Source organism: Rhodococcus sp. A14, assembly GCF_011603105.1.
GTDB classification, from domain to species: Bacteria; Actinomycetota; Actinomycetes; order Mycobacteriales; family Mycobacteriaceae; genus Rhodococcus_F; species Rhodococcus_F opacus.
The window spans coordinates 12,513-37,153 of the sequence record NZ_JAAOQS010000052.1 but is presented as its reverse complement, the minus strand read 5'-3'; the positions used below and the strand labels follow the sequence as shown (position 1 = coordinate 37,153).

The window sequence follows — 24,641 nt, the reverse complement described above, 5'->3', positions numbered from 1 at the left end:
CGTGACTGTTCGTTCGAACGAACAGTATCAGCCGAGATGTCGCCGGACTACCCCGCCGATCGCCTCGGCTGCCCCGCGGGCCCGCGATTCGGGCAGCCGGGCATACCCGCACACCAAGCCCCGCGGTCCGTCCGGGATGGTGCGGTAGTCGGCGAGGCTCGGGACCGTCACACCGTGGTCCCGCAGCTCAGCCGACAGGGCGACGTCGTCGACGGAACCGGGCAGCGTCAGGACGACGTGGAGACCGGCCTCGATGCCGGCGAGCCCGACTCCGCCCGTGTGGACCGCGGACAGTTGGTGCTGCAGTGCCGTGACGAAGGCGGCCCGGCGGGCCGAGTAGGTGCGGGAGGCGCGGGCGAGGTGCCGTGACAGCGCACCCGAGTCGATGAAATGCGCCAGCGCGAGGGCGGTGATCGAGCAGCACGCCTCACCGCTCGCGTCGAGGGCCCGGACGAGTCCCGGCCGCAGCGCCGGAGGGGCGATCACCCACGCCACCCGGATCGAGGGCGTGAGGATCTTCGACGCGGTGCCCACGTACGCCACGCATTCGGACCCGCGGTCGATGCTGCGCAGGGCGGGCAGCGCCGACACGTCGTAGCGGAACTCGCCGTCGTAGTCGTCCTCGATGATCACCGTTCCGGACGCTGCGGCGTCGGCCACGAGCCGGGCCCTGCGGCCCACCGGCATCCGGGCACCCATCGGATACTGATGGGCAGGCGTGCAGTAGGCCGCGGCGTCGGACGCACGCAGCAGCGCGGGGTCGAGGCCGTCGCCGTCCACGGACACGCAGCGCGTCCGCACCCCCGAACCGTCGAGGACGGTGCGGGCCCGGCTGTAGCCGGGCTCCTCGAACACCACGTCCCGGCCGTCGAGTCCTGCGGCGGCAACGAGAGTGCGGAGCGCAGCGCCCACTCCGGGGACGATCACCAGTTCGTCGGGGCGCGCGGCGATCCCCCGGGTGCGGCGTAGATGCGCCGCGAGAGACCGTCGCAACTCCGGGTGTGCGCCGGGGCCCGGGAGGTCCGACGTCACGGCCGCGGCGGCGGCCGACCGCCACGCCCGGCGCCAGTCGACGGTGGAGATCAGGGCGGGATCGGGGTGACCCGGAGTGAGATCCCAGAGCGCCGCCGGCTTCTCGGGGGCGGCGGAGGACGCCCGCTCCGAGGTTCGGGTGATCGTGTGCGAGGCGACGTGGGCGCGGGCCGCCACGTCGGCGCCCGGTGCGATCCGCGTGCCGGAACCGGCGCGGGCGTTCGCGTATCCGGACGAGCAGAGTTCGTCGTAGGCGTCGACCACCGACGCCCGCGCGACCGTCAGGTGTTCGGCCAGCGCCCGCGTGGAGGGCAGTGGGTCGCCGGGCCGCAGGCGACCCACGCGGATCTCGTCGAGGATCGACTCCGCGATGCGGTGCCGAAGCGGCGCGTCGGTGTCGGGGAGCCGCAACGTCAGGTGCAGTTCGGGGCTGATCCGGGGCATGGTCCTGACAATACTGGTCTGCCGATAATGGTGATTGTGGATCTGGATGGGTAATCCACATGGGGTGAGGATGGTCTCGTGGACAAGATCATGAGATACCCGGACCGTGCCCGCACCGAACGAGCGCAACTCGACGCCGTCCTCGACGCCGCCCCGATGGGCACCCTCGCCACCGTCGTCGACGGGCTGCCGTGGGCCGTGCCGATGCTCTACGCCCGCGACGGCGACAGGATCCTGCTGCACGGCTCCACCGGGGCCGGCGCGTTGCGGCAGGTGGCGGCGGGCGCACCGGCGGCGCTGTGCGTCGCGATGCTCGACGGAATCGTCGTCGCGGACACCCTGTTCGACTCGTCCGCCAACTACCGTTCGGCGGTGGTGCGGGGCAACCTCGTCACCCTCGGCGAAGACGAATCCGCCGACGCACTGAACGCGCTGTCGGACGTGCTGATCCCCGGCCGCAGCACGGAGGTCCGGGGGCACCGGCGCAAGGAACTCGCCGCGACACTCGCCCTCGCCCTCCCGATCACGGCGGGCCAGTGGACCGTCAAGGTGCGGGACGCACCACCGGGTGAACCCACCGAAACCAGCAGCGCCTGGGCCGGCGTGGTCCCCGTGCGGTCGGTCGCCGGTGCGCCCGTCCCGGCACCGTGGGTGGCGAGCGGCACACCCGTGCCCGCGTCCGTGTCGCGGCTGACCCGGACCGCGTAAGGAAAGCGTCAAGAGCCGTAGGAGCCCCGTAAGCGCTTCGTCAGCGCCGCCTCTTTCGCCGAGATCGCGCGTGATGCTGGCATGACACCCCACAACCGTGGGGTGTCATGCCTGCGCTGAACCGCAGGATCAGTACGAAGAGGGATCCTCACATGGCCGATGTGGCCTACGTCGCGCTCGTCCTCGGCGGATTCGCCTGTTGCGCGCTCGTTCTCCGTGCCCTGCAGACCGGACGCGTGAAATGACGGGCGCCGGAATACTCGCGGTCGCGCTCGTCGCGATCGCCGCCGCGCTCGTCGTGTACCTCCTGATCGCGCTCATCGACCCGGAGCGGTTCTGATGACGCCTGCCCTGGCGGCCGGACTGCAGGTCGCTTTCGTCCTCGCGGTACTCGCGGTCGCGTACGTGCCGGTGGGCGACTACATGGCGCGCGTGTACGAATCACGCCGTCACCTTCGCGTCGAATCCGTGCTGTACCGCCTGTGCCGCATCAACCCCCACACCGAGCAGACCTGGTACGGCTACGCGGGCAGCGTGCTGGGATTCTCGGCGGCGAGTGTGCTGTTCCTCTACGCCCTGCAGCGCATCCAGGGAGTGCTGCCGCTGTCCGGGGACCTCTCCGGGGTCAGTCCCGCGGTGGCGTTCAACACCGCCGTGTCGTTCGTGACGAACACCAACTGGCAGTCGTATGCGCCCGAAACCACGATGAGCAACCTGACCCAGCCGGTCGGGCTCGCCGTGCAGAACTTCGTGTCCGCAGCGGTGGGCATGGCCGTCGCAGTGGCGCTGATCCGCGGGTTCGTCCGGGTGTCGCGCGGCGGTGAGATCGGCAACTTCTGGGTGGACCTCACCCGCGGCAGCCTGCGCATTCTGCTGCCGCTCTCCTTCGTGATCGCACTGATCCTGCTGAGCCAGGGCGTGATCCAGTCCTTCCACCCGGGCTTCGCGTCCACCGGTCTGGACGGCAACTCCGTCACCAACGCGCTCGCACCCGTCGCCTCACAGGAAGCGATCAAGGAACTCGGCACCAACGGCGGCGGGATCCTCGCCGCCAACTCGGCGCATCCGTTCGAGAACCCGACGCCGGTCAGCAACATCGTCGAGATCCTCGCGATCCTGCTGATCCCGGTCTCCCTCACCCGCACGTTCGGCACTATGGTCGGCGATCGCAAGCAGGGGCTGACCCTGCTCGCCGTGATGGGCATCCTGTGGGGATCGCTCCTCGCGGTCACGCTCGCGGCGGAGTCGGGTCGGCGCGGCATCGCCGCCACCGCCGCGGGCGCGATGATGGAGGGCAAGGAGGTTCGTTTCGGAATTCCCGGTACGGCACTGTTCGCCGTGAGCACCACCGGAACATCCACGGGCGCGGTGAATTCGGCGCACGACAGCCTGTCGCCGCTCGGGGGCGGAGCCGTTCTGCTCAACATGCTGCTCGGTGAGATCGCGCCCGGCGGTGTCGGCACCGGGCTCTACGGAATCCTCGTCCTCGCCCTGATCGCCGTCTTCGTCGGCGGACTCCTCGTCGGCCGCACACCCGAATACCTGGGCAAGAAGCTGCGGCAGCGGGAGATCACGCTCGCCGCCCTGTCCGTGCTGGTGATGCCGGCGCTGGTCCTGATCGGCACCGGGATCACCGTGATCCTGTCCTCGACCACCGGCTACCAGGGCAACAGCGGCGACCCCGGAAGTCCCGGATCCATCCACGGGTTCTCGGAAGTGCTGTACGCGTTCGCGTCGGCCTCGAACAACAACGGCAGTGCGTTCGGCGGGCTGACGGTGACGAGCGACTGGTTCCAGACCGCCCTCGGCCTGTGCATGCTGTTCGGCCGGTTCCTGCCGATCATCTTCGTCCTCGCGCTCGCCGGATCCCTGGCGTCGCAGAAGAAGACCGCCGCGGGCGCCGGAACCCTGCCGACGGCGGGCCCGATGTTCACCGGGCTCCTCACCGGCACCGTCGTGCTCGTCGCGGCGTTGACATTCTTCCCGGCCCTCGCGCTGGGACCGATCGCGGAGGCTCTGCAATGAGTGTGAACGTGACCAGTCGTCCGGAAACCGGGGCGGCGACCATGACGCCCGAGGCCGGCCACGACCCGGCGCCCGTGAAGGCGGGAATCTTCAGCCCCGCTCAGCTGGTGACGGCGCTACCGGGCGCCCTGCGCAAACTCGACCCCCGGCACCTCGCCCGCAACCCGGTGATGTTCGTGGTGTTCGTCGGTTCCGTCGTCACCACCGTCATGGCCGTCGCCGACCCGTCGGTGTTCTCCTGGGCTGTCGTCGCCTGGTTGTGGTTCACCGTGTTGTTCGCGAATCTGGCCGAGTCGGTCGCGGAGGGGCGGGGCAAGGCGCAGGCGGCGAGCCTGCGGAAGGTGAAGCAGGACACGGTCGCCCACCGGATCACGGTGAGCGGCCGGGTGGAGTCGGTGGCGGGTACCGAACTCACCGTCGGCGACCGGGTCGTCGTCGAGGCGGGTGAGGTGATACCCGGCGACGGCGACGTCGTCGACGGCATCGCGACCGTGGACGAGTCGGCCGTCACCGGCGAATCGGCGCCCGTCGTCCGCGAATCCGGCGGCGATCGGTGTGCCGTCACCGGTGGCACGACCGTGCTCTCCGACCGGATCGTCGTCCGCATCACCGCGGCCCCCGGACAGTCGTTCGTGGACCGGATGATCGCCCTCGTGGAGGGGGCGGCGCGGCAGAAGACGCCGAACGAGATCGCGCTGAACATCCTGCTGGCGTCGCTGACGATCATCTTCCTGCTGGCCGTCGTCGCGATCGGTCCGATGGGCCTGTACGCGGGCCAGGAGCAGGATCCGATCAAGCTGATCGCGCTGCTGGTGTGCCTGATCCCCACCACGATTGGGGCCCTGCTGTCGGCCATCGGCATCGCCGGGATGGACCGGCTGGTGCAGCGGAACGTCCTGGCGATGTCGGGGCGGGCGGTGGAGGCCGCCGGCGACATCGACACACTGCTGATGGACAAGACCGGCACCATCACGTTCGGTAACCGGCAGGCCACGGCCTTGCATCCCGCACCGGGGGTTTCCGCGATCGAGTTGGCCACGGCCGCACGGTTGTCCAGCCTCGCGGACGGCACCCCCGAGGGTCGCAGCATCGTGGACCTGTGCGCCCGCGACTTCGGGCTGGACCCGGCACCGTCCGAGGTGGAGAGAGCAGCGGAGTTCGTGCCGTTCACGGCGCAGACCCGGATGAGCGGACTCGACATCGACGGCGCCCGGATCCGCAAGGGCGCGAGCGACGCCGTGCTGACCTGGGTGCAGGCGCACGGCGGGCGCGCGGCGCCCGCGGTCACCGACAGCGTGAACCAGATCGCGCAGTCCGGGGGAACGCCGTTGGTGGTCGCCACCGTCCGCGGAGACGCGGCGACCGTCCTCGGCGTGATCGCGCTGTCGGACGTGGTGAAACCGGGCATCGCCGAGAGGTTCGCGGAACTGCGGGCCATGGGGATTCGCACGGTGATGATCACCGGCGACAACCCGTTGACGGCGAAGGCCATCGCGGCCGAGGCCGGAGTCGACGACTTCATGGCCGAGGCGACACCCGAGGACAAGCTCGCGCTGATCCGGAGGGAACAGGAGGGCGGCCGGCTCGTCGCGATGACCGGGGACGGCACCAACGACGCTCCGGCGCTGGCCCAGGCGGATGTCGGGGTGGCGATGAACACCGGCACGTCGGCGGCGAAGGAAGCCGGGAACATGGTGGATCTCGATTCGGATCCCACCAAGCTCATCGAGGTGGTCGAGATCGGCAAGCAACTGCTCATCACGCGCGGTGCGCTCACCACGTTCTCGCTCGCCAACGACCTGGCCAAATACTTCGCGATTCTCCCCGCCCTGTTCAGCGGCATCTATCCGCAGCTGGACACGCTGAACATCATGCGGCTGGCCACCCCGGAATCGGCCATCCTGTCGGCGGTGATCTTCAACGCCGTGGTGATCGTCGCGCTGATCCCGTTGTCGCTGAAAGGCGTTCGCTACCGTCCGTCGTCCGCGTCGACGCTGCTGGGCCGCAACCTGCTGATCTACGGCCTCGGCGGTGTGATCACACCCTTCGCCGGTATCTGGCTCATCGACCTCGTCGTCCGTCTCATTCCCGGAATTGGGTGATCCCGCATGCGATTTCTCATCGGCCTGCTCCGGCAGACCTGGGCCGGACTACTCGTCCTGCTCGCACTCACAGCAGTCCTCGGTGTGCTCTATCCCGCCGCAGTGTGGGGGGTGAGCAGGATCGGCGCCGGAGCGGCCGAGGGGTCTGCGGTGCGCGACAGCACCGGCTGCGTCGTCGGGAGCCGGTGGGTCGGTGTCGACCCGCAGGTGCCGGCGGGGGAGCCGGATCCGTTCTTCCACAACCGGGTCACCGGGTCGGTGGCCGATCAGGATCCGTTCGCGCCGGGAGACCCCGCTACCGCCCTGCCCACCAATCAGGGGCCGAGCAGCGAGATCCTGGCGACGTTCATCGCCGACCGGCGGGCGGCGATCGCCACCCGGGAAGGGGTGGACCCCGCCGAGGTACCGGCGGACGCGGTCACCGGTTCCGGCTCGGGCATCGACCCGCACATCAGCCCCGCGTATGCGGCGTTGCAGGTGCCGAGGGTGGCGGCGGAGAACGGCCTCAGCGAGACCCGGGTCCGGCAACTCGTCGACGAGAACACCGAGGGAAGGCAACTCGGCTTCCTCGGTGAGGAACGGGTGAACGTCCTCGGACTGAACCTGGCCCTCGGACTGACCGCTCCTGAGTGCACGGCCCCGACCGCTGGTGGATGATGGCGAGGTGAGTGGTACCGGAACCGACGGCGAGCGCCGGGACATCGAACGCCGACGCGGTGAACTGCGCATCTATCTCGGTGCCGCACCGGGCGTCGGCAAGACGTTCGCGATGCTCGGTGAGGCGCACCGCCGCCGGGAGCGGGGGTGCGACGTGGTCGCGGCCGTGGTGGAGACCCACGGCCGCGACCGCACGGCGGCGCAGCTCGGCGACCTCGAACTGATTCCGCCCAAGCTGATCGCCTACCGGGGCACGCTCGGCCGGGAACTCGATGTCGAGGCCGTACTGGCCCGCAGGCCGGCGCTGGTCCTCGTCGACGAGCTCGCGCACACGAACACGCCGGGCAGTGTCCACGAAAAGCGCTGGCAGGACGTGGAGATACTCCTCGCCGCGGGGATCGACGTCCTCTCGACGCTCAACGTCCAGCACCTCGAAAGCCTCAACGACGTGGTCCAGCGGATCACCGGCGTGGTGCAGCAGGAAACGGTTCCCGACGAGGTGGTGCGCGCCGCCACCCAGGTCGAATTGGTCGACATCACGCCGGAGGCTTTGCGCCGCAGGCTGTCCCACGGAAACATCTATGCCGCGGACAAAGTCGACGCGGCCCTGAGCAACTACTTCCGGAAAGGGAATCTCACCGCACTCCGCGAACTCGCGCTGCTGTGGGTGGCCGACCAGGTGGATGCCGCACTCGCGAAATATCGTGCGGAGAACAAGATCACCGACACGTGGGAGGCCCGGGAACGGGTGGTGGTCGCGGTGACGGGCGGACCGGAATCGGAGACGCTGGTTCGCCGCGCCGGCCGGATCGCGTCGAGATCCAGCGCCGAACTGATCGTCGTGCACGTGGTGCGCGGCGACGGCCTCGCAGGTGTCTCGGCCCCGGAGATGGGCAAGGTACGGACCCTCGCCGCGAATATCGGCGCGAGTCTGCACAGCGTCGTCGGCGACGACGTCCCGACCACTTTGCTCGACTTCGCCCGGACCGCGAACGCCACACAATTGGTGCTGGGCACGTCGAGACGCTCACGGTGGGCGCGGATCTTCGACGAGGGCATCGGCGCAAGCGTGGTGCAACAGTCCGGGTCGATCGACGTGCACATGGTGACGCACGGCGAATCCCACCGCCCGAGGCGCTTGTCGCCGGTGGGATCCCGTTCGCGCACGGCGATCGCCTGGATCGCCGCGGTCCTCGTACCGACCGTGGCCACGCTGGTGATGAGTGCCGTCGACCGTCGGCTCGGATTGGTCGGCGAGGGGGCCCTGTTCTTCATCGTGGTGCTGCTCGTCTCGCTGCTCGGCGGTGTCGCCCCCGCCGCGTTCTCCGCGCTGATCTCGGGTCTGTTCCTCAACTACTTCTTCACGCCGCCGGTGCGGAGCTTCACCATCGCCGAACCGGACAACTTCATCACCACGGTCGTGCTGCTCGTGGTGGCCGTCGCCGTCGCGGTCCTGGTCGACGCGGCCGCCAAGCGGTCGCGGGAAGCCCGCCGGGCGTCGCAGGAAGCCGAGTTGCTGGCACTGTTCGCCGGATCGGTGCTGCGCGGCGCCGACCTCGACACCCTGCTCGAGAAGGTGCGCGAGACCTACAGCCAGGATTCGGTCAGCGTGCTGCACCGGGACCGCGGTCCGGTGGGGTCCGTCGGGCCGCACCCACCGGTGAGCGTCGACGACGCCGACACCGTCTGCGAGGTGGGGGAAGGGGAATACGCGCTCGCCCTGCGCGGCAGCGAACTGCACGCCCGGGACCGTCGCGTGCTGCTCGCTGTCGCCAACCAGGCGGTGGGCATGATCCGCCAGACCGAACTCGCGCAGGAGGCGGGTCAGGCGCAGGCGCTGGCCGAGGCCGACCGGTTGCGGCGGTCGCTGCTGTCCGCCGTCAGCCACGACCTCCGGACCCCGCTGGCCGCGGTCAAGGCCGCCGCGTCCAGTCTGCGCAGCGACGACGTCGACTTCTCCCCGGAGGACACCGCCGAACTGCTCGCGACCATCGAGGAATCGGCCGACGTGCTGACCTCTCTCGTCGGCAACCTGCTCGACTCCTCCCGTCTCGCGGCGGGAGTGGTGACCCCGGCGCTGCGGCCGGTGTACCTCGACGAGGTGGTGCACCGGGCGCTGGTGGGTCTGGGAATCGGCGGCCGGACCGGGACCAGGGCCCGGGAAAGGGTGGAAGTCGACGTCGGAACGGTCACGGCGATGGCGGATTCGGGCCTGCTCGAGCGGGTGCTCGCCAATCTGATCGACAACGCACTCCGCTACGGTGAGGATTCCGTGATCCGGGTCGGTGCCGCGGCGGTGGGAGACCGCGCCGTCATCACCGTCGCCGACACGGGGCCGGGAATTCCGCGTGGGCGGGCAGACGAGTTGTTCGCCCCGTTCCAGCGGCTGGGGGACCGCGACACGACCACGGGAGTCGGGCTCGGGCTCTCCGTCGTCCGCGGATTCGTCGACGCGATGGGCGGGACCATCAGCGCCACCGACACCCCCGGCGGTGGTCTGACGATGGTGGTGGAGCTGGCCGGGGCGGGAGGGGAGCATTCATGACGAGAGTTCTCGTCGTCGACGACGAACCGCAGATTCTCCGCGCCCTGCGGATCAATCTGAGCGTGCGCGGGTACGACGTGGTGACGGCCGCGTCCGGTGCGGCCGCCCTGCGCGCCGCGGCCGAGCGGCCGCCGGACGTGATCGTGCTCGACCTCGGGCTACCCGACATGGACGGCACCGAGGTGCTGGCCGGCCTCCGCGGATGGTGCCCCGCACCGGTGATCGTCCTGTCGGCGCGGACGGATTCCGCCGACAAGGTCGAAGCCCTCGACGCCGGCGCCGACGACTACGTCACCAAGCCGTTCGGGATGGACGAGTTCCTGGCCCGGGTGCGTGCGGCCGCCCGCCGGGCGACGACGGTCGTCGACACGAGTGAACCTGTGGTGGAGACGGATTCGTTCACGGTCGATCTGGCGGCGAAGACGGTGCGGCGGGCGGGGACCGAGGTGCACCTGACACCGACCGAGTGGGGAATGCTCGAGATGCTGGTGCGCAACAAGGGCAAGCTGGTGGGACAGAAGGAACTGCTGCGGGAGGTGTGGGGGCCGGCGTACGCCACCGAGACCCACTATCTGCGGGTGTATCTGGCGCAGCTGAGGCGCAAACTCGAGGACGACCCGTCCCATCCGCGTCACCTCATCACCGAGGCCGGGATGGGGTACCGGTTCCAGATGTGACTGGGCGACGTGATCCTGCTCACGACCGATGATTCCGCCCGGCTCCGGGAGTCCTACCTTCGACCGCAGCATCACACTCGACCGGAGGAGCCACGAATGCCCGCACCGAAGACCCCGCAACCACTCGCGCACACCTTCACGGCGCCGATCCAGAAGGACGGGGCGTTCGCGACGTACGTGACCGTGCCGGACTCCGCTGAACTTCTCGGAACGCGGCGGCCGGTGAAGGTCGGCGGGACCATCGACGGCCACCCGTTCAATGCGACCCTGATGCCCTCGGGTGAAGGTCCGCACTGGCTTCCCCTGAAGATCGCACTGTGCACGCTGATCGGTAAGGACGGTGCCGGGGAGGAGGTGACGGTGCACCTCGAGCAGCGTTTCAGGTGACGCCGGGCGGCGTCCGGGTTTGATCCGGGGAGAGTGGGGTACGGATCACCCGGAAGCGGTCTGCGTTTCCGAACGGGTTTCGAGGTGTGTCGTGCCGATGTGGCCGCGGTTGTCGGGGTGGCTCCCCACTCTGGGGGTCGTGGTGCTCGTCGCCGCGTGCGGAGCGAGCGACGACGGCGGCACGAGCGAAAATTTCGCCGGCACCGTCGACATCGGCGGGGGTAGGCACATCCATCTCGAGTGTGCGGGCACAGGCGCACCGACCGTCGTGTTCGTGTCCGGTCTCCGGTTCGGTGCCGATCAGTGGACGACGACGGCCGATCCGGCGAGCACCTCGGCCTTCGACGGGGTCGCCGAGTTCACCCGAGTCTGCTCGTACGACCGGCCGGGAGTCGTGCTGGGCGACGACGCATTGAGCCGCAGCGACCCGGTTCCGCAGCCGATCACCACCACGGACGCGGTCGCCGACCTCCAGTCGCTGCTGGGCGCCACCGGCGAGGCCGGCCCCGGCCCCTACGTGCTGGCCGCCCACTCCTACGGCGGTCAGATCGCGAGACTCTTCGCCGGCACCCATCCCGACGAGGTGGCGGGCATGGTGCTGATCGACGCGCAGTCGGAGGAGTTGCAGACACTCCTGCCGCCGGAGCAGTTCGAGGAGTTCCTGCGGCTCAACACCCCGCAGCAGGACAGTCTCGACGAGTACCCGGACCTCGAGCGTGTCGACTTCGTCCGCAGCTTCGACGAGATCCGCGCCGCCGAACCGATCCGGCCCCAGCCGCTCGTCGTCCTCTCCGCCGACCGTTCGGTGGCGCCGCAGATCGCGGAGGGCATTGCGAACGGAAGCCTCCCCGCCGACATCGATCCCGGCTACGGCCCGGCCCTCGACGCCGTGCAGCCGAAGGCGCAGGCGGATCTGGCACAACTCGTCCCGGGTGCCACGCATGTCACGAACACGAACAGCGGCCACAACATCAACATCGAGCAGCCGCAACTCGTCATCGACGGAGTCCGCGACGTCGTCGACGCCGTGCGCGACGGGCGCACCGAGCCCTGACCGTCGCACGCGGGTCGGCCTGCGGAATGCGGTCGCCTCGACGTGGGAGACTGGACCGGTGAGGTTGTATCGAGACAATGCGGTGGTCCTGCGCCAGCACAAGCTGGGCGAGGCCGACCGTATCGTCACACTCCTCACCCGGCAGCACGGTCTGGTGCGCGCGGTCGCCAAGGGGGTGCGCCGCACGAAGTCCAAGTTCGGTGCCCGGCTCGAGCCGTTCGCGCACATCGACGTGCAGCTCTACCCCGGCCGCAACCTCGACATCGTCACCCAGGTCCAGACGGTCGACGCATTCGCGACCGACATCGTCGACGACTACTCCCGGTACACCACGGCGTGCGCGATCCTCGAGACCGCCGAGCGTCTCGCCGGTGAGGAACGGGCTCCGGCGCCGCAACTGCATCGCCTGACGGTCGGGGCGCTGCGGGCCGTCGCCGAGCACAACCGCCCGTGCGAGCTGATCCTCGACGCCTTCCTGTTGCGGGCCATGGGTTTTGCGGGATGGGCTCCCGCCCTCGACGACTGCGCGCGGTGCAGCGCCCCCGGACCGCACCGGGCATTCCACGTGGCCGCCGGGGGAGCGGTGTGCGTCCATTGCCGGCCGCCGGGCGCCGCCACGCCGTCACCGGGTGTCCTCGACCTGATGGATGCGCTGATCCGCGGCGACTGGGCGAGCACGGAGGACGTGCCCGAGTCGTTGCGGGGGCAGGCCAGCGGTCTGGTCGCGGCGCACCTGCAGTGGCACCTCGAACGGCAACTCCGCACTCTCCCGCTGATCGAACGCGCACGACCGCATGCGGCGGTAGGGGTGGAGAATTCGGTCAGGCAGGATGGGGACCGTGATTCGACGACGCGAACCTCGAGCCCCGCATAATTCCGGGGCCGAGCGCCAGATCCGGCTGCCGGACCCGCACCCCTCGGGTGCTCGCCCGCCGGGCCTGCAATCCGAACTCGTGCCCCGGCACATCGCGCTGGTGATGGACGGCAACGGCCGCTGGGCGCAGGAGCGGGGACTGCCCCGGACCGCGGGCCACGAACGCGGCGAGGCCGTGTTGATGGACGCCGTCTGCGGGTGCATCGAGATGGGCGTCGAATGGTTGTCGGCCTACGCGTTCTCCACCGAGAACTGGAAGCGCAGCCCCGAGGAGGTCCGCTTCCTGATGGGCTTCAACCGCGACGTGATCCGCCGTCGCCGCGACGAGATGCACGAGATGGGAGTGCGTGTGCGGTGGGCGGGCCGCCGGCCCAAGCTGTGGCGCAGCGTCATCAAGGAACTCGAGATCGCCGAGGAGCTCACGAAGCACAATACGGTCATGAACCTGACGATGTGCGTCAACTACGGCGGGCGCGCGGAGATCGCGGACGCGGCGAAGGAGATCGGCAGGCGGGTCGCGGCGGGGCAACTCGACCCGGAGAAGATCACCGAGGCGACCGTGGCCCGGTACCTCGACGAGCCGGACATGCCGGACGTGGACCTGTTCCTCCGGCCGTCCGGCGAGCAGCGCACGTCCAACTTCCTGATCTGGCAGTCGGCCTACGCCGAGATGGTGTATCAGGAGAAGCTGTTTCCCGATTTCGACCGCCGGGACCTGTGGGCGGCGTGTGTCGAGTACGCGTCGCGTGACCGTCGGTTCGGTGGGGTGAAATGACCGTCGACGGGGCGCCCGCGCTGCTGGCGCGCGCGGCGGACGCGCTCGAGCACTTCGCCACCGTCACCCGGGCGGAGGACGGTTCGCTGAGTTTCGAGTACGCCGGGGCGCTGTGCTCGATCAGTGCGATGACCCTCACCGAGGGCCTCGACGTGCTGTCGATGACGTGCGTGCTGGCCTGGGATCGTCCGGTCAGCGCGTCGCTGCACAAGAAGGTCGCGGAACGGAACAGCGCACTGCAGTTCGGTTCGATCGCGGTGTTCGGTCACGGCCGGCTCGCGGACGTCATCCTGCGCTACACGTTCCCCGCCGCCGGGCTCGAGGACGAGGCACTGACCACGATGCTGCTTCTCGTGCTCAGCGGCGCGGACACCGCCCGGCAGGGGCTGATCCCCTGACGCTCACTGCGTCGCGGTGCAGTCCTTGCAGAGGCCGAAGATCTCGATGGTGTGGCTGACGTCGGAGAAGCCGTGGGCGTCGGCGATCGACTGCGACCACTGCTCGACGGTCGGTCCCTCGACCTCGACGGTGTAGCCGCAGGCACGGCAGACCAGGTGATGGTGATGTCCGGACGAGCAGCGCCGGTACACGGATTCACCGGTGTCGGTGCGCAGGACGTCGACCGTTCCGGCGTCGGCGAGCGTCTGCAGGGTGCGGTAGACGGTGGTCAGCCCGATGCCCTCGCCGCGCTTGCGGAGTTCGTCGTGCAGTTCCTGCGCCGACCGGAACTCCTCGATGTCGTCGAGGAGCGCGGAGATGGCGCTGCGCTGCTTGGTAGCGCGTACTCCCACGACGACGGGTTTGCGCTGGCCGGTGTTCTGGGTCAAGGCTTCTGTCCTTCCTCGGCGTGCGCGACGGCGTCCACGACGATGTGGGCGAGGTGGTCGTCCACCAGGCGGTAGAGGACCTCACGTCCCGTGCGTTCGCCGCGGACGACGCCCGCGGCCTTGAGCACGCGAAGATGCTGGCTGATCAGTGGCTGGGTGACTCCGAGTGCCCCGACGAGTTCGTGCACGCACCGTTCCGATTCGCGGAGCTGGAGGACGATCGCGATCCGGACGGGGGCCGCGAGGGCGCGCAGGATGTCGCCGGCCGCCGCAAGGGTCTCCTTCGACGGCACGGGAGCGGGCGCCGCCGCCTCGAACGGATGCAGATCCCCGGGATCGATGACGCTCACCAGTGATCTCCTTCGGTGTGCCGGACAATGGACGGGACCGTGGCCGCGAGGCCGTCGGCCCGGGAGGATCACCCTCACCTTATTGCAAATCGATTCCATTTTGATATGCACGAATACGCATGTCAACCGGGTGGGTGAACCGACCGCGGTCGGGCAGATAGGCTGGGCTCCGAAAAGCGCACGTGAACCATGCATCTATTACCCAGATGGAGAGCACCCGAGTGGCACCGAAGTCCAAAGTCGAAACCGTCGTCAATCTCGCCAAGCGTCGTGGCCTGGTCTACCCGTGCGGTGAGATCTACGGAGGCACGAAGTCGGCCTGGGACTACGGCCCCTTGGGCGTCGAGCTCAAGGAGAACATCAAGAAGCAGTGGTGGCGCAACATGGTCACCAGCCGCGAGGACGTCGTCGGCCTCGACTCCTCGGTCATCCTGCCCCGCGAGGTGTGGGTGGCGTCCGGTCACGTCGGCGTGTTCAACGACCCGCTGGTCGAGTGCCTCAACTGTCACAAGCGCCACCGTCAGGACCACCTGCAGGAGGCCTACGCGGAGAAGAAGGGCCTCGACAACCCGGACGACGTCCCGATGGACGTCGTGGCCTGTCCCGACTGCGGCACGGTCGGTCAGTGGACCGAGCCCCGCGACTTCAACATGATGCTCAAGACGTACCTCGGCCCGGTCGAGAGCGAAGAGGGCATGCACTACCTCCGCCCGGAGACCGCGCAGGGCATCTTCGTGAACTTCGCGAACGTGCTCACCACGTCGCGCAAGAAGCCGCCGTTCGGTATCGGCCAGATCGGCAAGAGCTTCCGCAACGAGATCACGCCTGGAAACTTCATCTTCCGCACCCGCGAGTTCGAGCAGATGGAGATGGAATTCTTCGTCAAGCCCGGCGAGGACGAAGAGTGGCACCAGTACTGGATCGACTACCGCATGGACTGGTACACCGGGCTCGGCATCAACAAGGACAACCTGCGCCTGTACGAGCACGCCCAGGACAAGCTGTCGCACTACTCCAAGCGCACCGTCGACATCGAGTACCGCTTCCACTTCCAGGGCAGCGAGTGGGGCGAGCTCGAAGGTGTGGCCAACCGCACCGACTTCGACCTGTCGACCCACTCGAAGCACTCCGGCACCGATCTCAACTACTACGACCAGGCCACCGGTGAGCGCTACACGCCGTACGTCATCGAGCCGGCAGCCGGTCTCACGCGGTCGCTGATGGCGTTCCTCGTCGACGCGTACACCGAGGACGAGGCGCCGAACGCGAAGGGCGGCGTCGACAAGCGCACCGTGCTGCGTCTGGACCGTCGTCTCGCCCCGGTGAAGGCCGCGGTGCTGCCGCTGTCGCGTAACGCGGACCTGACGCCGAAGGCCAAGGATCTCGCCGCGACGCTCCGCCAGCACTGGAACGTCGAGTTCGACGACGCCGGCGCGATCGGCCGCCGCTACCGCCGTCAGGACGAGATCGGCACACCGTTCTGCATCACCGTGGACTTCGACACGCTCGAGGACCACGCCGTGACCGTGCGTGAGCGTGACTCCATGGCTCAGGAGCGGGTCGCGCTCGACCAGGTCGAGGGTTACCTGGCGCAGCGCCTCATCGGTTCCTGATCCGCCGTCACCTGCGCGCGCCGCAGGTGGCGGTCAGATAGTTCGTCAGGATTCGCCGGTTCTCCTCGGACACCGGGATGCGCGAGTATTCCGGTTCCGAGGAGCCGACGGCGATCCACAGCGGAAAGACGAAGGGCTTCTTCGCTTCCGCGAGGGCATGGGGATCGCAGCGCGCCGCGTCGATCGTGATGTCGACGCTCAGCCGGTCCTCGTCCGCCCGCATGGTGGCGGGCAGCGCGCCGTGCAGCGCATACAGGACGCTGCCGCCGATCTCGTCCACCCGGACGTCGCCCGATGCGGTTCCCCGGCTCACGACGAGCTGGGCGGGGAGGGGCGCGGTCGGCTCGGGCGGAGCCGCCGCCGGGATCAGTGTCACCGGCACGGCCCGCGCCAGATCCTGTGCGGCGCAGTCGTCGTCGTGAATACGGGAGAGGACGTCGTACGGGGCGGCGAGCGGCACCCGCACGGGCGAGCCGTCCCGATCGGCGACACCGATCAGGGCGTACGCCGGCTCCGGGGACGTGTCGCAGCGAACCGGGCCGTACTCGGTCTCGACATCGATCCGGTTGCCGGGGCCGAGTTCGACCTCGCGCCGCGTCGCGGGCGCCGCCTCGAAGCCGGGACTGTCCAACGCCACGGATGTCACGGCGACGGGCGCATCGCCGGTGTTCGCGATCCGCACGTGAATCCGCCCACCCGCCGCGTCGTCCTCCCGGCTGCGATAGGCCTCAGCGGACAGCGGGATCGCGTCGTCCTCGGCCGGGTTCCCGACCGCGCAGCCCGACAGGCCGCCGCAGGCGGTGGCCGCGACGCAGGCGAGTGCGACGAAGACTCGGGAGGACGTCAGAATCGGCCGCCCCCACTGATCCGGCCGGAGCTGCTCGGCCCGCCGAAGGACCGCGGGCCGCTGCTGCGGCCGCCGCCGGAGCCCCGGCTTCCCCAATTACCGCCGCCGCTGAATCCGCCGCGTAGGATGCTGTCGATCAGGATGCCGCCGAGGATCGCTCCGGTGGCATTCCCGCCACCGCTTCCGGGTCCGGGGCGCTGGCGGGACTCCCAGCGGCTCACGTCGTTCTGCGCCAGGCGCAGTGCGTCGGCCGCCAGGCCGGCCGCGGCCTGGGCGTGCTGAAGCGCGCGGGAGGCGTCGGTGGCGCGGAGTTGTTGCGCGCCCGCCAGGTGCCGCTGCGCCTCGGTGAGGCGGGTCCGGGCGTCCGCTCCCACCGCGCCGCGTCGGGTGCCGATGAAGTCCGACGCCGCCGTGACCTGCGACTGCGCGGCCACGATGTCCTGCTCGAGACGCTGCTGCGCACGTTCGGCCTGCTGCCGGGATTCCTGCGCCTCGGCGAGGACGGCGTCGAGTTCCGCGTCTGCCGTGACGATCTGGGTGAAGCTGCCGAGCGGGTCGGTGTCCGCGGCGGTGCGGGCCGCCGCCAGTGCTGCCTCGGCCGCGGCGCGGGCCGAGGCGAGCCGGTCCCCACCCTGCTCGGTGAACTGGGCCGCGGCCGCGATCCCGGCCTCCACGTCGGCGATCGCGGCCGGCAGCGTGGCGATGGCGTGCCGGATGTTCTCCGCGGCGTGGTCGACGGCGTCGAGTAGCGTCCGGGCCTGTTCGAGGGCGCCCTCGGCTCCGCGGATCGCCGACACCGCCGGTCCCTGCTTCCCGGGCGGCAGGGCGATCGCGTCCCGGCCGTCGGCCACGGCCCGTTCCGCGAACGCGAGCCGCTCCTCCGCCATCGTCACGTTGTGGGCGACGGAAGCGAGTGCAGCGGCCGGGAATTCGGTCTGCAGGGTGGCGAGAGTCTGCGTGGAGTCGGGGATCCGCACGGTCAGCGCGACCATGTCGCGGGTGAGCGCGTCGAGCCGGTCGGGGGCGTTGATCAGCAGGTCCCGGAGTCCGTCGAACTCCTGGACCCGCTCGTTGAGTTCGCGGTCGGCGCGCCCGCACGAGGTGATGATGTCGATGAGCATTTCCCGCTGCTGCTGCGGGGTCTCGGGGATCGCGTCGTCGAGTCGCTGACGGACGGTGAACGCGGCCGCGAGTGTCGCCTTCGCCGTATCGAACGCCGCCGTGAACGACGCCGTGGCCTGCTCGCCGAATTCGCCGCGGGCCAGTTCGAGTTCCTCCTGGCTCGTGCGCAGCGCGTCGTCGGTCTCGACGAGCACCTCCTTGGCGCGCTCGTCCAGGGTCGGCAGCGGGAGCGCCGTCAACGCGGCGGTGTCCTCGGGGCTGATGCTGCGCGCCGCCTCGACACCGGCCCGGGTGCGGTCGTGCTTCTTCTTCCGCGAATACAGCACGACACCCCCCGCACCCACGACGACGACACCGCCGCCGATCAGCAGTGTGCGCACCGACATTCCTTCGCCCGGAGTCATCGCGTCGCCCAGGCCGCCCGCCGCTGCGATGGCGCCTCCGGCCCAATCCTCCTCGCGCAGAGCGGGTTCCACCGCATCCACCCGGATCGACTCGGCCTCGTCACTGGTGATCTCCGACAGTCCGTCCGGCGCGATGAGGGCGTACTCGCGGTCGACCGTCGCGACCGCGAGCAGGGCGTCGCGGTCGCCGAGCGAGGAGGCCTGCGCAGTCTGATCCGCCCACGGACCGGCGCCGAGACCATTGAAGTCGGGCACGTACACCACCCACAACCGCACCTTGTGCTCGTCGTACAGCTGGTCGATCGCGGCCTGGACGTCGCTCTGCTGGTCGGCGTCGAGCACTCCGACGGTGTCCGTGATCTGACCGGGAAGACGGAACGGTGCGTCCGCCGCGGCGATCGCGGGAGAGAACAGGATCGCCACGAGAGTCAGGAGCGCGGAGACGGCGCCGAGGGCGGCGAACCGCCGAGCACGGGGCTGTCGGGGGCGGGACGACGGCGTCTGCTCGAGGCGCGGTGCGAGTGGCATGGCAGCAAATCTATCGGGTGTGGCGAGTCGTCATCGGGACAGTTCGGCGACAGCTGGCAGAATCAGGGAGTGAATTCTGCACCGAGCCGCGAACGCCACGACCTCCCGCGCCGTCCTGCGCGCCTGGGGTTCGCCGGCACGCTGGCCCGGTGGACCCGCCGCATCATCGCCGGCGTGGTCCTCCTCGCCGCCGCGCTGGTGCTGGGCACCGCGGTCCGGGTGTGGCAGGTCGCGCGGATCGACGACACGTCAGCCGCCGACGCGATCGTCGTGCTCGGTGCCGCCCAGTACTCGGGAACCCCGTCGTCAGTGTTCGAGGCCCGGCTCGAGCAGGCGTACAAGCTGTACGAGCGAGGGGTGGCCCCCGAGGTCATCACGGTCGGCGGCAAGCAGGAGGGCGACGAGTACACCGAGGCGGCGTCCGGCAAGAACTATCTGATCTCGCGCGGCGTCCCCGCCGACAGCATCACCGCGGTCGAGGAGGGGTCCGACACCCTGCTCAGCATCGAGGCGGTGAGTGAGGCGATGGGGGAGCAGGGCATCGACTCGGCGGTCCTGGTCAGCGACCCCTGGCATTCGCTGCGGACGCGGACGATGGCACGCGACGCCGGACTCGACGCCTGGACGGCGCCCACCCGGCAGGGGCCCGCCGTGTTCACCCGCGAATCTCAGTTGCACGGAATCGCCCGGGAGACAGGGGCGTTGATCTGGTACCAGCTCACCCACTTCTCGGCCGACTTCCCCTACACGGCGGGACAGTAGACATTCGATGACAGCACACACGACACCCCTCGGCGACGTGTACTCCGCGCACGACGTCGCCCGCCGGGTCCGCGAGGCACCGAAACGGGCGGGAATCCCGGGCAGCCAGATCGCGGCCGCGCAACACCGATCCGTCTTCTCCCGGGACCGCGCCCGCGTCCAGCACTCCGCTGCGCTCCGCCGACTCGCGGACAAGACCCAGGTGGTGGGCCCCCGGGACGGTGACACTCCGCGGACGCGGTTGACGCACTCGATCGAGGTGGCGCAGATCGGCCGCGGAATCGCCGACGGTCTCGGCTGCGATCCCGATCTGGTGGACCTCGCGGGCCTCGCGCACGACATCGGTCACCCACCGTACGGTCACAACGGGGAGAAGGCCCTCGACGAGGTTGCGGAAAGCTGCGGCGGGTTCGAGGGCAACGCCCAGAATCTGCGCATCCTCACGAGCCTCGAACCGAAGGTGCTGTACCCCGACGGGAGCAGTGCCGGGCTCAACCTGACCCGCGCGTCGCTGGACGCGGCGATCAAGTATCCGTGGACCCGGCCGCGCCCCGGCGCGAAGTTCGGGGCCTACGACGACGACGCCGACGTGCTCGCGTGGATCCGCGAGGGCGCCCCCGACGGCCACCAGTGCCTCGAGGCTCAGGTCATGGATTGGGCCGACGACGTCGCCTACTCCGTGCACGACGTCGAGGACGGCGTGATCGACGGGCGCATCGATCTGCGTTCACTGGCCGATCCGGTGGACCAGCGGGCACTCGCCGAGTTCGGTGCGTCGGAGTTCCCGGGACTCGACGTCGAGGAACTGGTCGAGGCCGCGACGCGGTTGAGTCTTCTGCCCGTCGTCGTCGAGGTGGGCAGCTACGACGGCACGCTCACCAGTTCGGTCGCCCTGAAGAACCTCACCAGCGAACTGGTCGGCCGGTTCGCGACCGCCGCGATCATCGGGACCCGCGACGTCCACGGCGACAAGCCGGTCGCCCGGTACGACGCCGACCTGGTGGTCCCGCCGGTGGTCGCGGCGGAGGTGGCACTGCTCAAGACGTTCGCACTGAACTACGTGATGTCGGATGCCGGCCACCGGGCGCGGCAGGCACGCCAGCGTGACCGCGTGCACCGCGTCGCGGAATGGCTGCTCGCGACCGCACCCGCCGGTCTCGACCCCATCCTGGTTCCCGCCTGGAACGCGGCGGCCGACGATCCCGCACGGGTCCGGGTCGTCGTCGACCAGATCGCCTCCTACACCGAGAGCCGGCTCGAACGCGTCGACAAGTCCAGTCTCGGAGCCCAGGCGAGCTGGGGCTGACAAAGTCGGAAGTCGGACCCGTCCGGCCGCCGCGGTGCTACGAATAGGTCTACAGACAGCTTGCACCCAATGGTCAGGGAGCCCGGATGAAGTCTGCAGTGCGCAAGATCATCGGTTCGACGTCCGCAGCGCTGGCGGTGGCGGTCGGTGCCGCCCTGCTGGCCCCACCCGCGGCACAGGCCGCGCCCGTGTACCCGTTCGCGGACCCCGATCCGTTCTACGGTGCGCCCGCCGACGTCGGGACACGCGCCGACGGTGACGTGCTGGCGAGCCGACCGGTCGCGGCCACCGGTTTCCCCACCGCCGACGCCTGGCAGGTGAAGTACAAGTCGACCAACTCCGCGGGGGCGCCCATCGCCGCAGTCACCACGGTGCTGGTACCCCGCGGCACTCCCGCGAACCGGCCGCTCGTGTCCTATCAGCCGTTCGTCAACGCTCTCGGGCTCGAGTGCGCGCCGTCGCACCAGCTGTTCAACGGCGGAATCCAGGAGGGGCCCGCCCTCAACGCCCTGCTCGCGCGGGGCTGGGCCGTCGCCGTGCCCGATCACCTCGGACCGACCAGCGCGTACGGGGCCGCGAAACTCGGCGGCCGGCTCGTCCTCGACGGCGTCCGCGCCGCGCAGCGGCTCCCGGAGGCCGGACTCGGTGGCAGTCCGGTCGGGCTGGCCGGCTACTCGGGCGGCGCCATGGCGACCAACTGGGCCGCGGCGCTCGCACCCACCTACGCCCCGGAACTGAACATCGTGGGCGCCGCCCAGGGCGGCACACCGGTCAACATCGGTGAACTGGCCGACCGCCTGGGCACCACCCGCTCGCAGGCGTTCGGCCTGGGTTTCGCGGCCGCCATCGGGCTCGAGCGGGAATACCCGACGCGTTCACCGCTGGGGGACGGCCTCAACGGCGCCGGACTCGACCTGCGGACGCAGATGAGCAACATGTGCACCGATTCGATCCTCGGCGCCGGTGCGGGGAAGTCGCTGCCCGACCTCACCAATGGTCCCGGGATCCTCGCCGATCCGTCCGGCCGCTCGGTGATGGACGAGAACAGCGTCGAACTGTATCCGGGAGTCCCGAGGACGCCGATGTTCGTCTGGCACGGCAGCGCGGACCCACTCGTCGCCATCGGGCCGGTGCAGAACACCGTCGCCCGGTACTGCTCACAGGGTGCGCGCGTGCAGTTCGACGTGATCCCGGGCGCCGACCACGGCACCGCCACCATGCTCGGTGCCGGTCCCGCATTCGGCTATCTCGGCGACCGATTCGCCGGGATTCCCGCCCCGTCGAACTGCTGACACCGAGGCGGAAGTTCGGGCCGCGGAAGAGCGCCTAGACTGTCCTCCGTGGCTGGCAGAATCCCTGATCGTGACGTTGCGGCCATTCGCGAGCGCACACGGATCGAGGACATCGTAGGGGAGTACGTCTCCCTCAAGCGCGCGGGCGGCGACTCCATGAAGGGGCTGTGCCCGTTCCATGACGAGAAGTCGCCGTCGTTCCACGTGCGGCCCAACCACGGGCACTACCACTGCTTCGGGTGCGGCGAGGGCGGCGACGTATACTCGTTCCTCCAGAAGATCGACCACATCAGTTTCGTCGAGGCCGTCGAGCAGCTCGCCGACCGGTTGAACTACACCATCTCGTACGAGGGCGGCGGCACCTCGGTGCAACGCGACCGCGGCACCCGCTCCCGGCTGGTCGCGGCCAACGCGGCCGCGCAGGAGTTCTACTCGGCGCGCCTGCAGGAACCCGACGCGCAGGCGGCCCGCGACTACCTGACGGAACGGAACTTCGACGCGCAGGCCGCGCAGCAGTTCGGGTGCGGGTATGCACCCGACGGCTGGGACATCCTCACGAAACACCTGCTGGGCAAGGGTTTCGACGTCAAGGAACTCGAGGCCGCGGGCCTGTCGAAAGCCGGGCGGCGTGGTCACATCGACCGCTTCCACCGGCGCCTGCTCTGGCCGATCCGGAACCTGTCCGGCGACGTCATCGGTTTCGGCGCCCGCAAGTTGTTCGACGACGACACCATGCCCGGCAAGTACGTCAACACGCCGGAAACCATGCTGTACAAGAAGTCTCAGGTGCTGTTCGGGCTCGACCTCGCCAAGCGCGACATCGCCAAGGGGCATCAGGCCGTGGTGGTCGAGGGATATACCGACGTCATGGCGATGCACCTGGCCGGGGTCAAGACCGCCGTCGCCGCCTGCGGCACCGCCTTCGGTGAGGACCACCTCGCGATGCTGCGGCGACTGCTGATGGACGACAGCTACTTTCGCGGCGAGATCATCTACACGTTCGACGGCGACGCCGCCGGCCAGGCCGCGGCGATGAAGGCGTTCGAGGGTGACCAGAAGATGGCCGGGCAGACCTTCGTCGCCGTGGCACCCGAGGGCATGGACCCGTGCGAGCTGAGGCAGAAGTCCGGTGACGCCGCGGTCCGCGACCTGGTGGCGCGTCGCACACCGATGTTCGAGTTCGTGGTCAAGTCGATCCTCACCGAGCACGACCTCGAGACCGCCGAGGGCCGGGTCGAGGCGCTGCGGCGCACCGTGCCGGTGGTCGCCCAGATCAAGGAAGCGACGCTGCGTGACAGCTACGCCGTCCAGCTGTCCGGCTGGGTGGGCTGGGACGACATCGCCGCCGTCCGGCAGCGGGTGCGGGACGAGGCGCGCAAGCGGGCGTCCACCCGCGGGTCGCTGCCTGCGCCGCTGAAGAAGAAGGCCTCCCGGGACGAGGACCAGGACGCCCCGCAGTTGCCGGTCGGCCTCTCCCGGCCGCGGCCGAACGATCCGACGCTGTGGGCGCAGCGCGAGGCGCTGAAAGGCGCGTTGCAGTACCCGTCGATCGCGGGCACCGTGTTCGACTCGCTGCCGGTGGAGACGTTCACGCATCCGACGTACGTCGTGATCCGTGAGTCGATGATCGCGTCCGGCGGCACCAGCGCGGGACTCGGCGGCGGCGAGTGGGTCGACGCGGTCAGCCGCGGTGTCGATGACGTCACCGCGGCGTCCCTCGTGTCAGAACTCGCCGTCGAGCCGTTGCCCGCCGAAGAGGACACCGTGCCGCGATACATCTCCGGCGTGATCGCACGCCTGCAGGAGGTGTGGGTGGGAGAGCAGGTGGCGGAACTGAAGTCCAAGCTGCAGCGCATCTCACCGGCGACGGCGTCGGACGAGTTCCATTCACTGCTCGGCGACCTCGTCGCCCTGGAGCAGTACCGCCGCAGCCTGCTCGATCAAGCGATCGGCGACACCAACCGGGACGGGATGGCCGGCTGAACCGGCCACTGCCCGGCTACTTCTTCTTGAGCTGATCCTGGGGAACCAGGATGGTCGTTTCCTCGTCGAGCGGTCTCATGGGCTCGAGCTTCGGCTGAGTGTTCAGGGAGTCGGACAGCTTCTGACGCGACATCTGCAACACCTTCTTCGTGGCCGGGCTGGTGGCCACGGCCTTGGTGGCCCGGCTGATCTGTTCGTAGCGCGCACGTCCTGCTCGCGTACCCAGCACGTACCCCGCAGCGATACCGATCAACAACCGCATCATTCCCGCTTCCTCCCGACGCACAACGACCTGCACCCATCCTGCCTGATGCGTCGACAGGCAGG

At 69.6% G+C, this 24,641-nt stretch carries 23 protein-coding genes; 17 read left to right on the top strand and 6 right to left on the bottom strand.

From position 1 onward, the window contains the following. Positions 1 to 27: 27 nt before the first annotated feature. Positions 28 to 1,476 carry a PLP-dependent aminotransferase family protein gene (locus G9373_RS24790; RefSeq protein ID WP_167117234.1) on the bottom strand — a complete coding sequence of 483 codons (1,449 nt, stop codon included), beginning with the start codon at positions 1,474 to 1,476 and terminating at the stop codon, positions 28 to 30. A gap of 78 nt (positions 1,477 to 1,554) precedes the next feature. Between G9373_RS24790 and G9373_RS24785 the strand changes: the two genes are divergently transcribed. The 12 genes from G9373_RS24785 (at position 1,555) to G9373_RS24730 (ending at position 13,678) form a co-directional block, all read left to right on the top strand. Continuing rightward, a complete protein-coding gene (locus tag G9373_RS24785) occupies positions 1,555 to 2,184 on the top strand; it encodes a pyridoxamine 5'-phosphate oxidase family protein (protein WP_054248437.1) in 630 nt (209 codons plus the stop codon). A 241-nt stretch (positions 2,185 to 2,425) separates the two neighbouring features. Continuing rightward, the gene (locus G9373_RS24780; protein WP_005561976.1) at positions 2,426 to 2,524 is read left to right on the top strand and encodes a potassium-transporting ATPase subunit F; all 99 of its coding nucleotides are present in this window, start codon (positions 2,426 to 2,428) and stop codon (positions 2,522 to 2,524) included. Beyond that, positions 2,524 to 4,209: a potassium-transporting ATPase subunit KdpA gene (gene kdpA / locus G9373_RS24775; RefSeq protein WP_167117229.1), complete on the top strand. Its 1,686-nt coding sequence runs from the start codon at positions 2,524 to 2,526 to the stop codon at positions 4,207 to 4,209. Before G9373_RS24780 ends, kdpA begins: the two co-directional genes overlap by 1 nt. After that, the gene (kdpB, locus tag G9373_RS24770) at positions 4,206 to 6,311 is read left to right on the top strand and encodes a potassium-transporting ATPase subunit KdpB (protein WP_167117226.1); all 2,106 of its coding nucleotides are present in this window, start codon (positions 4,206 to 4,208) and stop codon (positions 6,309 to 6,311) included. Before kdpA ends, kdpB begins: the two co-directional genes overlap by 4 nt. Positions 6,312 to 6,317: 6 nt before the next feature. After that, the gene (locus tag G9373_RS24765; protein ID WP_054248440.1) at positions 6,318 to 6,968 is read left to right on the top strand and encodes a potassium-transporting ATPase subunit C; all 651 of its coding nucleotides are present in this window, start codon (positions 6,318 to 6,320) and stop codon (positions 6,966 to 6,968) included. Between the two features lie 7 nt (positions 6,969 to 6,975). Further along, on the top strand, positions 6,976 to 9,513 hold the full coding sequence (locus G9373_RS24760) for a sensor histidine kinase KdpD (protein ID WP_005561983.1): 2,538 nt from the start codon (positions 6,976 to 6,978) through the stop codon (positions 9,511 to 9,513). Continuing rightward, positions 9,510 to 10,190 (top strand): response regulator, encoded by a 681-nt coding sequence (locus tag G9373_RS24755; protein ID WP_120660668.1) that lies wholly within the window; start codon positions 9,510 to 9,512, stop codon positions 10,188 to 10,190. Before G9373_RS24760 ends, G9373_RS24755 begins: the two co-directional genes overlap by 4 nt. Positions 10,191 to 10,286: 96 nt before the next feature. Then, positions 10,287 to 10,577, top strand: coding sequence for a DUF1905 domain-containing protein (locus G9373_RS24750; protein WP_043790025.1), 291 nt, complete (start codon positions 10,287 to 10,289; stop codon positions 10,575 to 10,577). Between the two features lie 97 nt (positions 10,578 to 10,674). Then, positions 10,675 to 11,631, top strand: coding sequence for an alpha/beta hydrolase (locus G9373_RS24745; protein ID WP_005567068.1), 957 nt, complete (start codon positions 10,675 to 10,677; stop codon positions 11,629 to 11,631). A gap of 58 nt (positions 11,632 to 11,689) precedes the next feature. Further along, the gene (gene recO / locus G9373_RS24740; RefSeq protein ID WP_043790027.1) at positions 11,690 to 12,505 is read left to right on the top strand and encodes a DNA repair protein RecO; all 816 of its coding nucleotides are present in this window, start codon (positions 11,690 to 11,692) and stop codon (positions 12,503 to 12,505) included. Next, positions 12,471 to 13,280, top strand: a complete 810-nt coding sequence (locus G9373_RS24735; protein WP_054248445.1) for an isoprenyl transferase — start codon at positions 12,471 to 12,473, stop codon at positions 13,278 to 13,280. The genes recO and G9373_RS24735 overlap by 35 nt, the downstream gene beginning before the upstream one ends. Beyond that, positions 13,277 to 13,678 (top strand): hypothetical protein, encoded by a 402-nt coding sequence (locus tag G9373_RS24730; RefSeq protein ID WP_005247889.1) that lies wholly within the window; start codon positions 13,277 to 13,279, stop codon positions 13,676 to 13,678. The genes G9373_RS24735 and G9373_RS24730 overlap by 4 nt, the downstream gene beginning before the upstream one ends. 3 nt (positions 13,679 to 13,681) lie before the next feature. Here the strand turns inward: G9373_RS24730 and G9373_RS24725 are convergent, their stop codons facing one another. Both G9373_RS24725 and G9373_RS24720 read right to left on the bottom strand, forming a co-directional pair. After that, a complete protein-coding gene (locus G9373_RS24725; protein WP_005247888.1) occupies positions 13,682 to 14,107 on the bottom strand; it encodes a Fur family transcriptional regulator in 426 nt (141 codons plus the stop codon). After that, positions 14,104 to 14,457 carry a metalloregulator ArsR/SmtB family transcription factor gene (locus tag G9373_RS24720; RefSeq protein ID WP_005574847.1) on the bottom strand — a complete coding sequence of 118 codons (354 nt, stop codon included), beginning with the start codon at positions 14,455 to 14,457 and terminating at the stop codon, positions 14,104 to 14,106. The genes G9373_RS24725 and G9373_RS24720 overlap by 4 nt, the downstream gene beginning before the upstream one ends. A 221-nt stretch (positions 14,458 to 14,678) precedes the next feature. On the opposite strand from G9373_RS24720, the gene G9373_RS24715 reads away from it, so the two are divergent. Beyond that, the gene (locus G9373_RS24715; protein ID WP_005571613.1) at positions 14,679 to 16,070 is read left to right on the top strand and encodes a glycine--tRNA ligase; all 1,392 of its coding nucleotides are present in this window, start codon (positions 14,679 to 14,681) and stop codon (positions 16,068 to 16,070) included. A gap of 7 nt (positions 16,071 to 16,077) precedes the next feature. On the opposite strand, the gene G9373_RS24710 is transcribed toward G9373_RS24715, so the two are convergent. Then, positions 16,078 to 17,013 carry a hypothetical protein gene (locus tag G9373_RS24710; protein WP_240960714.1) on the bottom strand — a complete coding sequence of 312 codons (936 nt, stop codon included), beginning with the start codon at positions 17,011 to 17,013 and terminating at the stop codon, positions 16,078 to 16,080. Next, positions 16,914 to 18,971 carry a TPM domain-containing protein gene (locus G9373_RS24705; protein WP_120660669.1) on the bottom strand — a complete coding sequence of 686 codons (2,058 nt, stop codon included), beginning with the start codon at positions 18,969 to 18,971 and terminating at the stop codon, positions 16,914 to 16,916. The genes G9373_RS24710 and G9373_RS24705 overlap by 100 nt, the downstream gene beginning before the upstream one ends. Positions 18,972 to 19,040: 69 nt before the next feature. On the opposite strand from G9373_RS24705, the gene G9373_RS24700 reads away from it, so the two are divergent. The 4 genes from G9373_RS24700 to dnaG all read left to right on the top strand — a co-directional run bounded on the left by G9373_RS24700 (position 19,041) and on the right by dnaG (position 24,314). Further along, positions 19,041 to 19,733 carry a YdcF family protein gene (locus tag G9373_RS24700; RefSeq protein WP_005247872.1) on the top strand — a complete coding sequence of 231 codons (693 nt, stop codon included), beginning with the start codon at positions 19,041 to 19,043 and terminating at the stop codon, positions 19,731 to 19,733. Positions 19,734 to 19,740: 7 nt separating this feature from the next. After that, positions 19,741 to 21,039: a deoxyguanosinetriphosphate triphosphohydrolase gene (locus G9373_RS24695; protein WP_005261214.1), complete on the top strand. Its 1,299-nt coding sequence runs from the start codon at positions 19,741 to 19,743 to the stop codon at positions 21,037 to 21,039. Positions 21,040 to 21,125: 86 nt separating this feature from the next. Then, positions 21,126 to 22,331: a lipase family protein gene (locus G9373_RS24690; RefSeq protein WP_064080895.1), complete on the top strand. Its 1,206-nt coding sequence runs from the start codon at positions 21,126 to 21,128 to the stop codon at positions 22,329 to 22,331. Between the two features lie 48 nt (positions 22,332 to 22,379). After that, a complete protein-coding gene (gene dnaG / locus G9373_RS24685) occupies positions 22,380 to 24,314 on the top strand; it encodes a DNA primase (RefSeq protein ID WP_039952374.1) in 1,935 nt (644 codons plus the stop codon). Between the two features lie 16 nt (positions 24,315 to 24,330). On the opposite strand, the gene G9373_RS24680 is transcribed toward dnaG, so the two are convergent. After that, entirely contained in the window at positions 24,331 to 24,579 is a 249-nt protein-coding gene (locus G9373_RS24680; RefSeq protein WP_005261211.1) for a hypothetical protein, read from the bottom strand. Positions 24,580 to 24,641 lie beyond the last annotated feature (62 nt).

Coding starts and splice junctions, on each gene's coding strand:
- G9373_RS24790 (WP_167117234.1), bottom strand. CDS start 1,476: ATGCCCCGGATCAGCCCCGAACTGCACCTGACGTTGCGGCTCCCCGAC.
- G9373_RS24705 (WP_120660669.1), bottom strand. CDS start 18,971: ATGCCACTCGCACCGCGCCTCGAGCAGACGCCGTCGTCCCGCCCCCGA.
- G9373_RS24755 (WP_120660668.1), top strand. CDS start 9,510: ATGACGAGAGTTCTCGTCGTCGACGACGAACCGCAGATTCTCCGCGCC.
- G9373_RS24730 (WP_005247889.1), top strand. CDS start 13,277: ATGACCGTCGACGGGGCGCCCGCGCTGCTGGCGCGCGCGGCGGACGCG.
- G9373_RS24780 (WP_005561976.1), top strand. CDS start 2,426: ATGACGGGCGCCGGAATACTCGCGGTCGCGCTCGTCGCGATCGCCGCC.
- G9373_RS24745 (WP_005567068.1), top strand. CDS start 10,675: ATGTGGCCGCGGTTGTCGGGGTGGCTCCCCACTCTGGGGGTCGTGGTG.
- kdpB (WP_167117226.1), top strand. CDS start 4,206: ATGAGTGTGAACGTGACCAGTCGTCCGGAAACCGGGGCGGCGACCATG.
- G9373_RS24695 (WP_005261214.1), top strand. CDS start 19,741: ATGACAGCACACACGACACCCCTCGGCGACGTGTACTCCGCGCACGAC.
- kdpA (WP_167117229.1), top strand. CDS start 2,524: ATGACGCCTGCCCTGGCGGCCGGACTGCAGGTCGCTTTCGTCCTCGCG.
- G9373_RS24690 (WP_064080895.1), top strand. CDS start 21,126: ATGAAGTCTGCAGTGCGCAAGATCATCGGTTCGACGTCCGCAGCGCTG.
- G9373_RS24765 (WP_054248440.1), top strand. CDS start 6,318: ATGCGATTTCTCATCGGCCTGCTCCGGCAGACCTGGGCCGGACTACTC.
- G9373_RS24680 (WP_005261211.1), bottom strand. CDS start 24,579: ATGATGCGGTTGTTGATCGGTATCGCTGCGGGGTACGTGCTGGGTACG.
- G9373_RS24750 (WP_043790025.1), top strand. CDS start 10,287: ATGCCCGCACCGAAGACCCCGCAACCACTCGCGCACACCTTCACGGCG.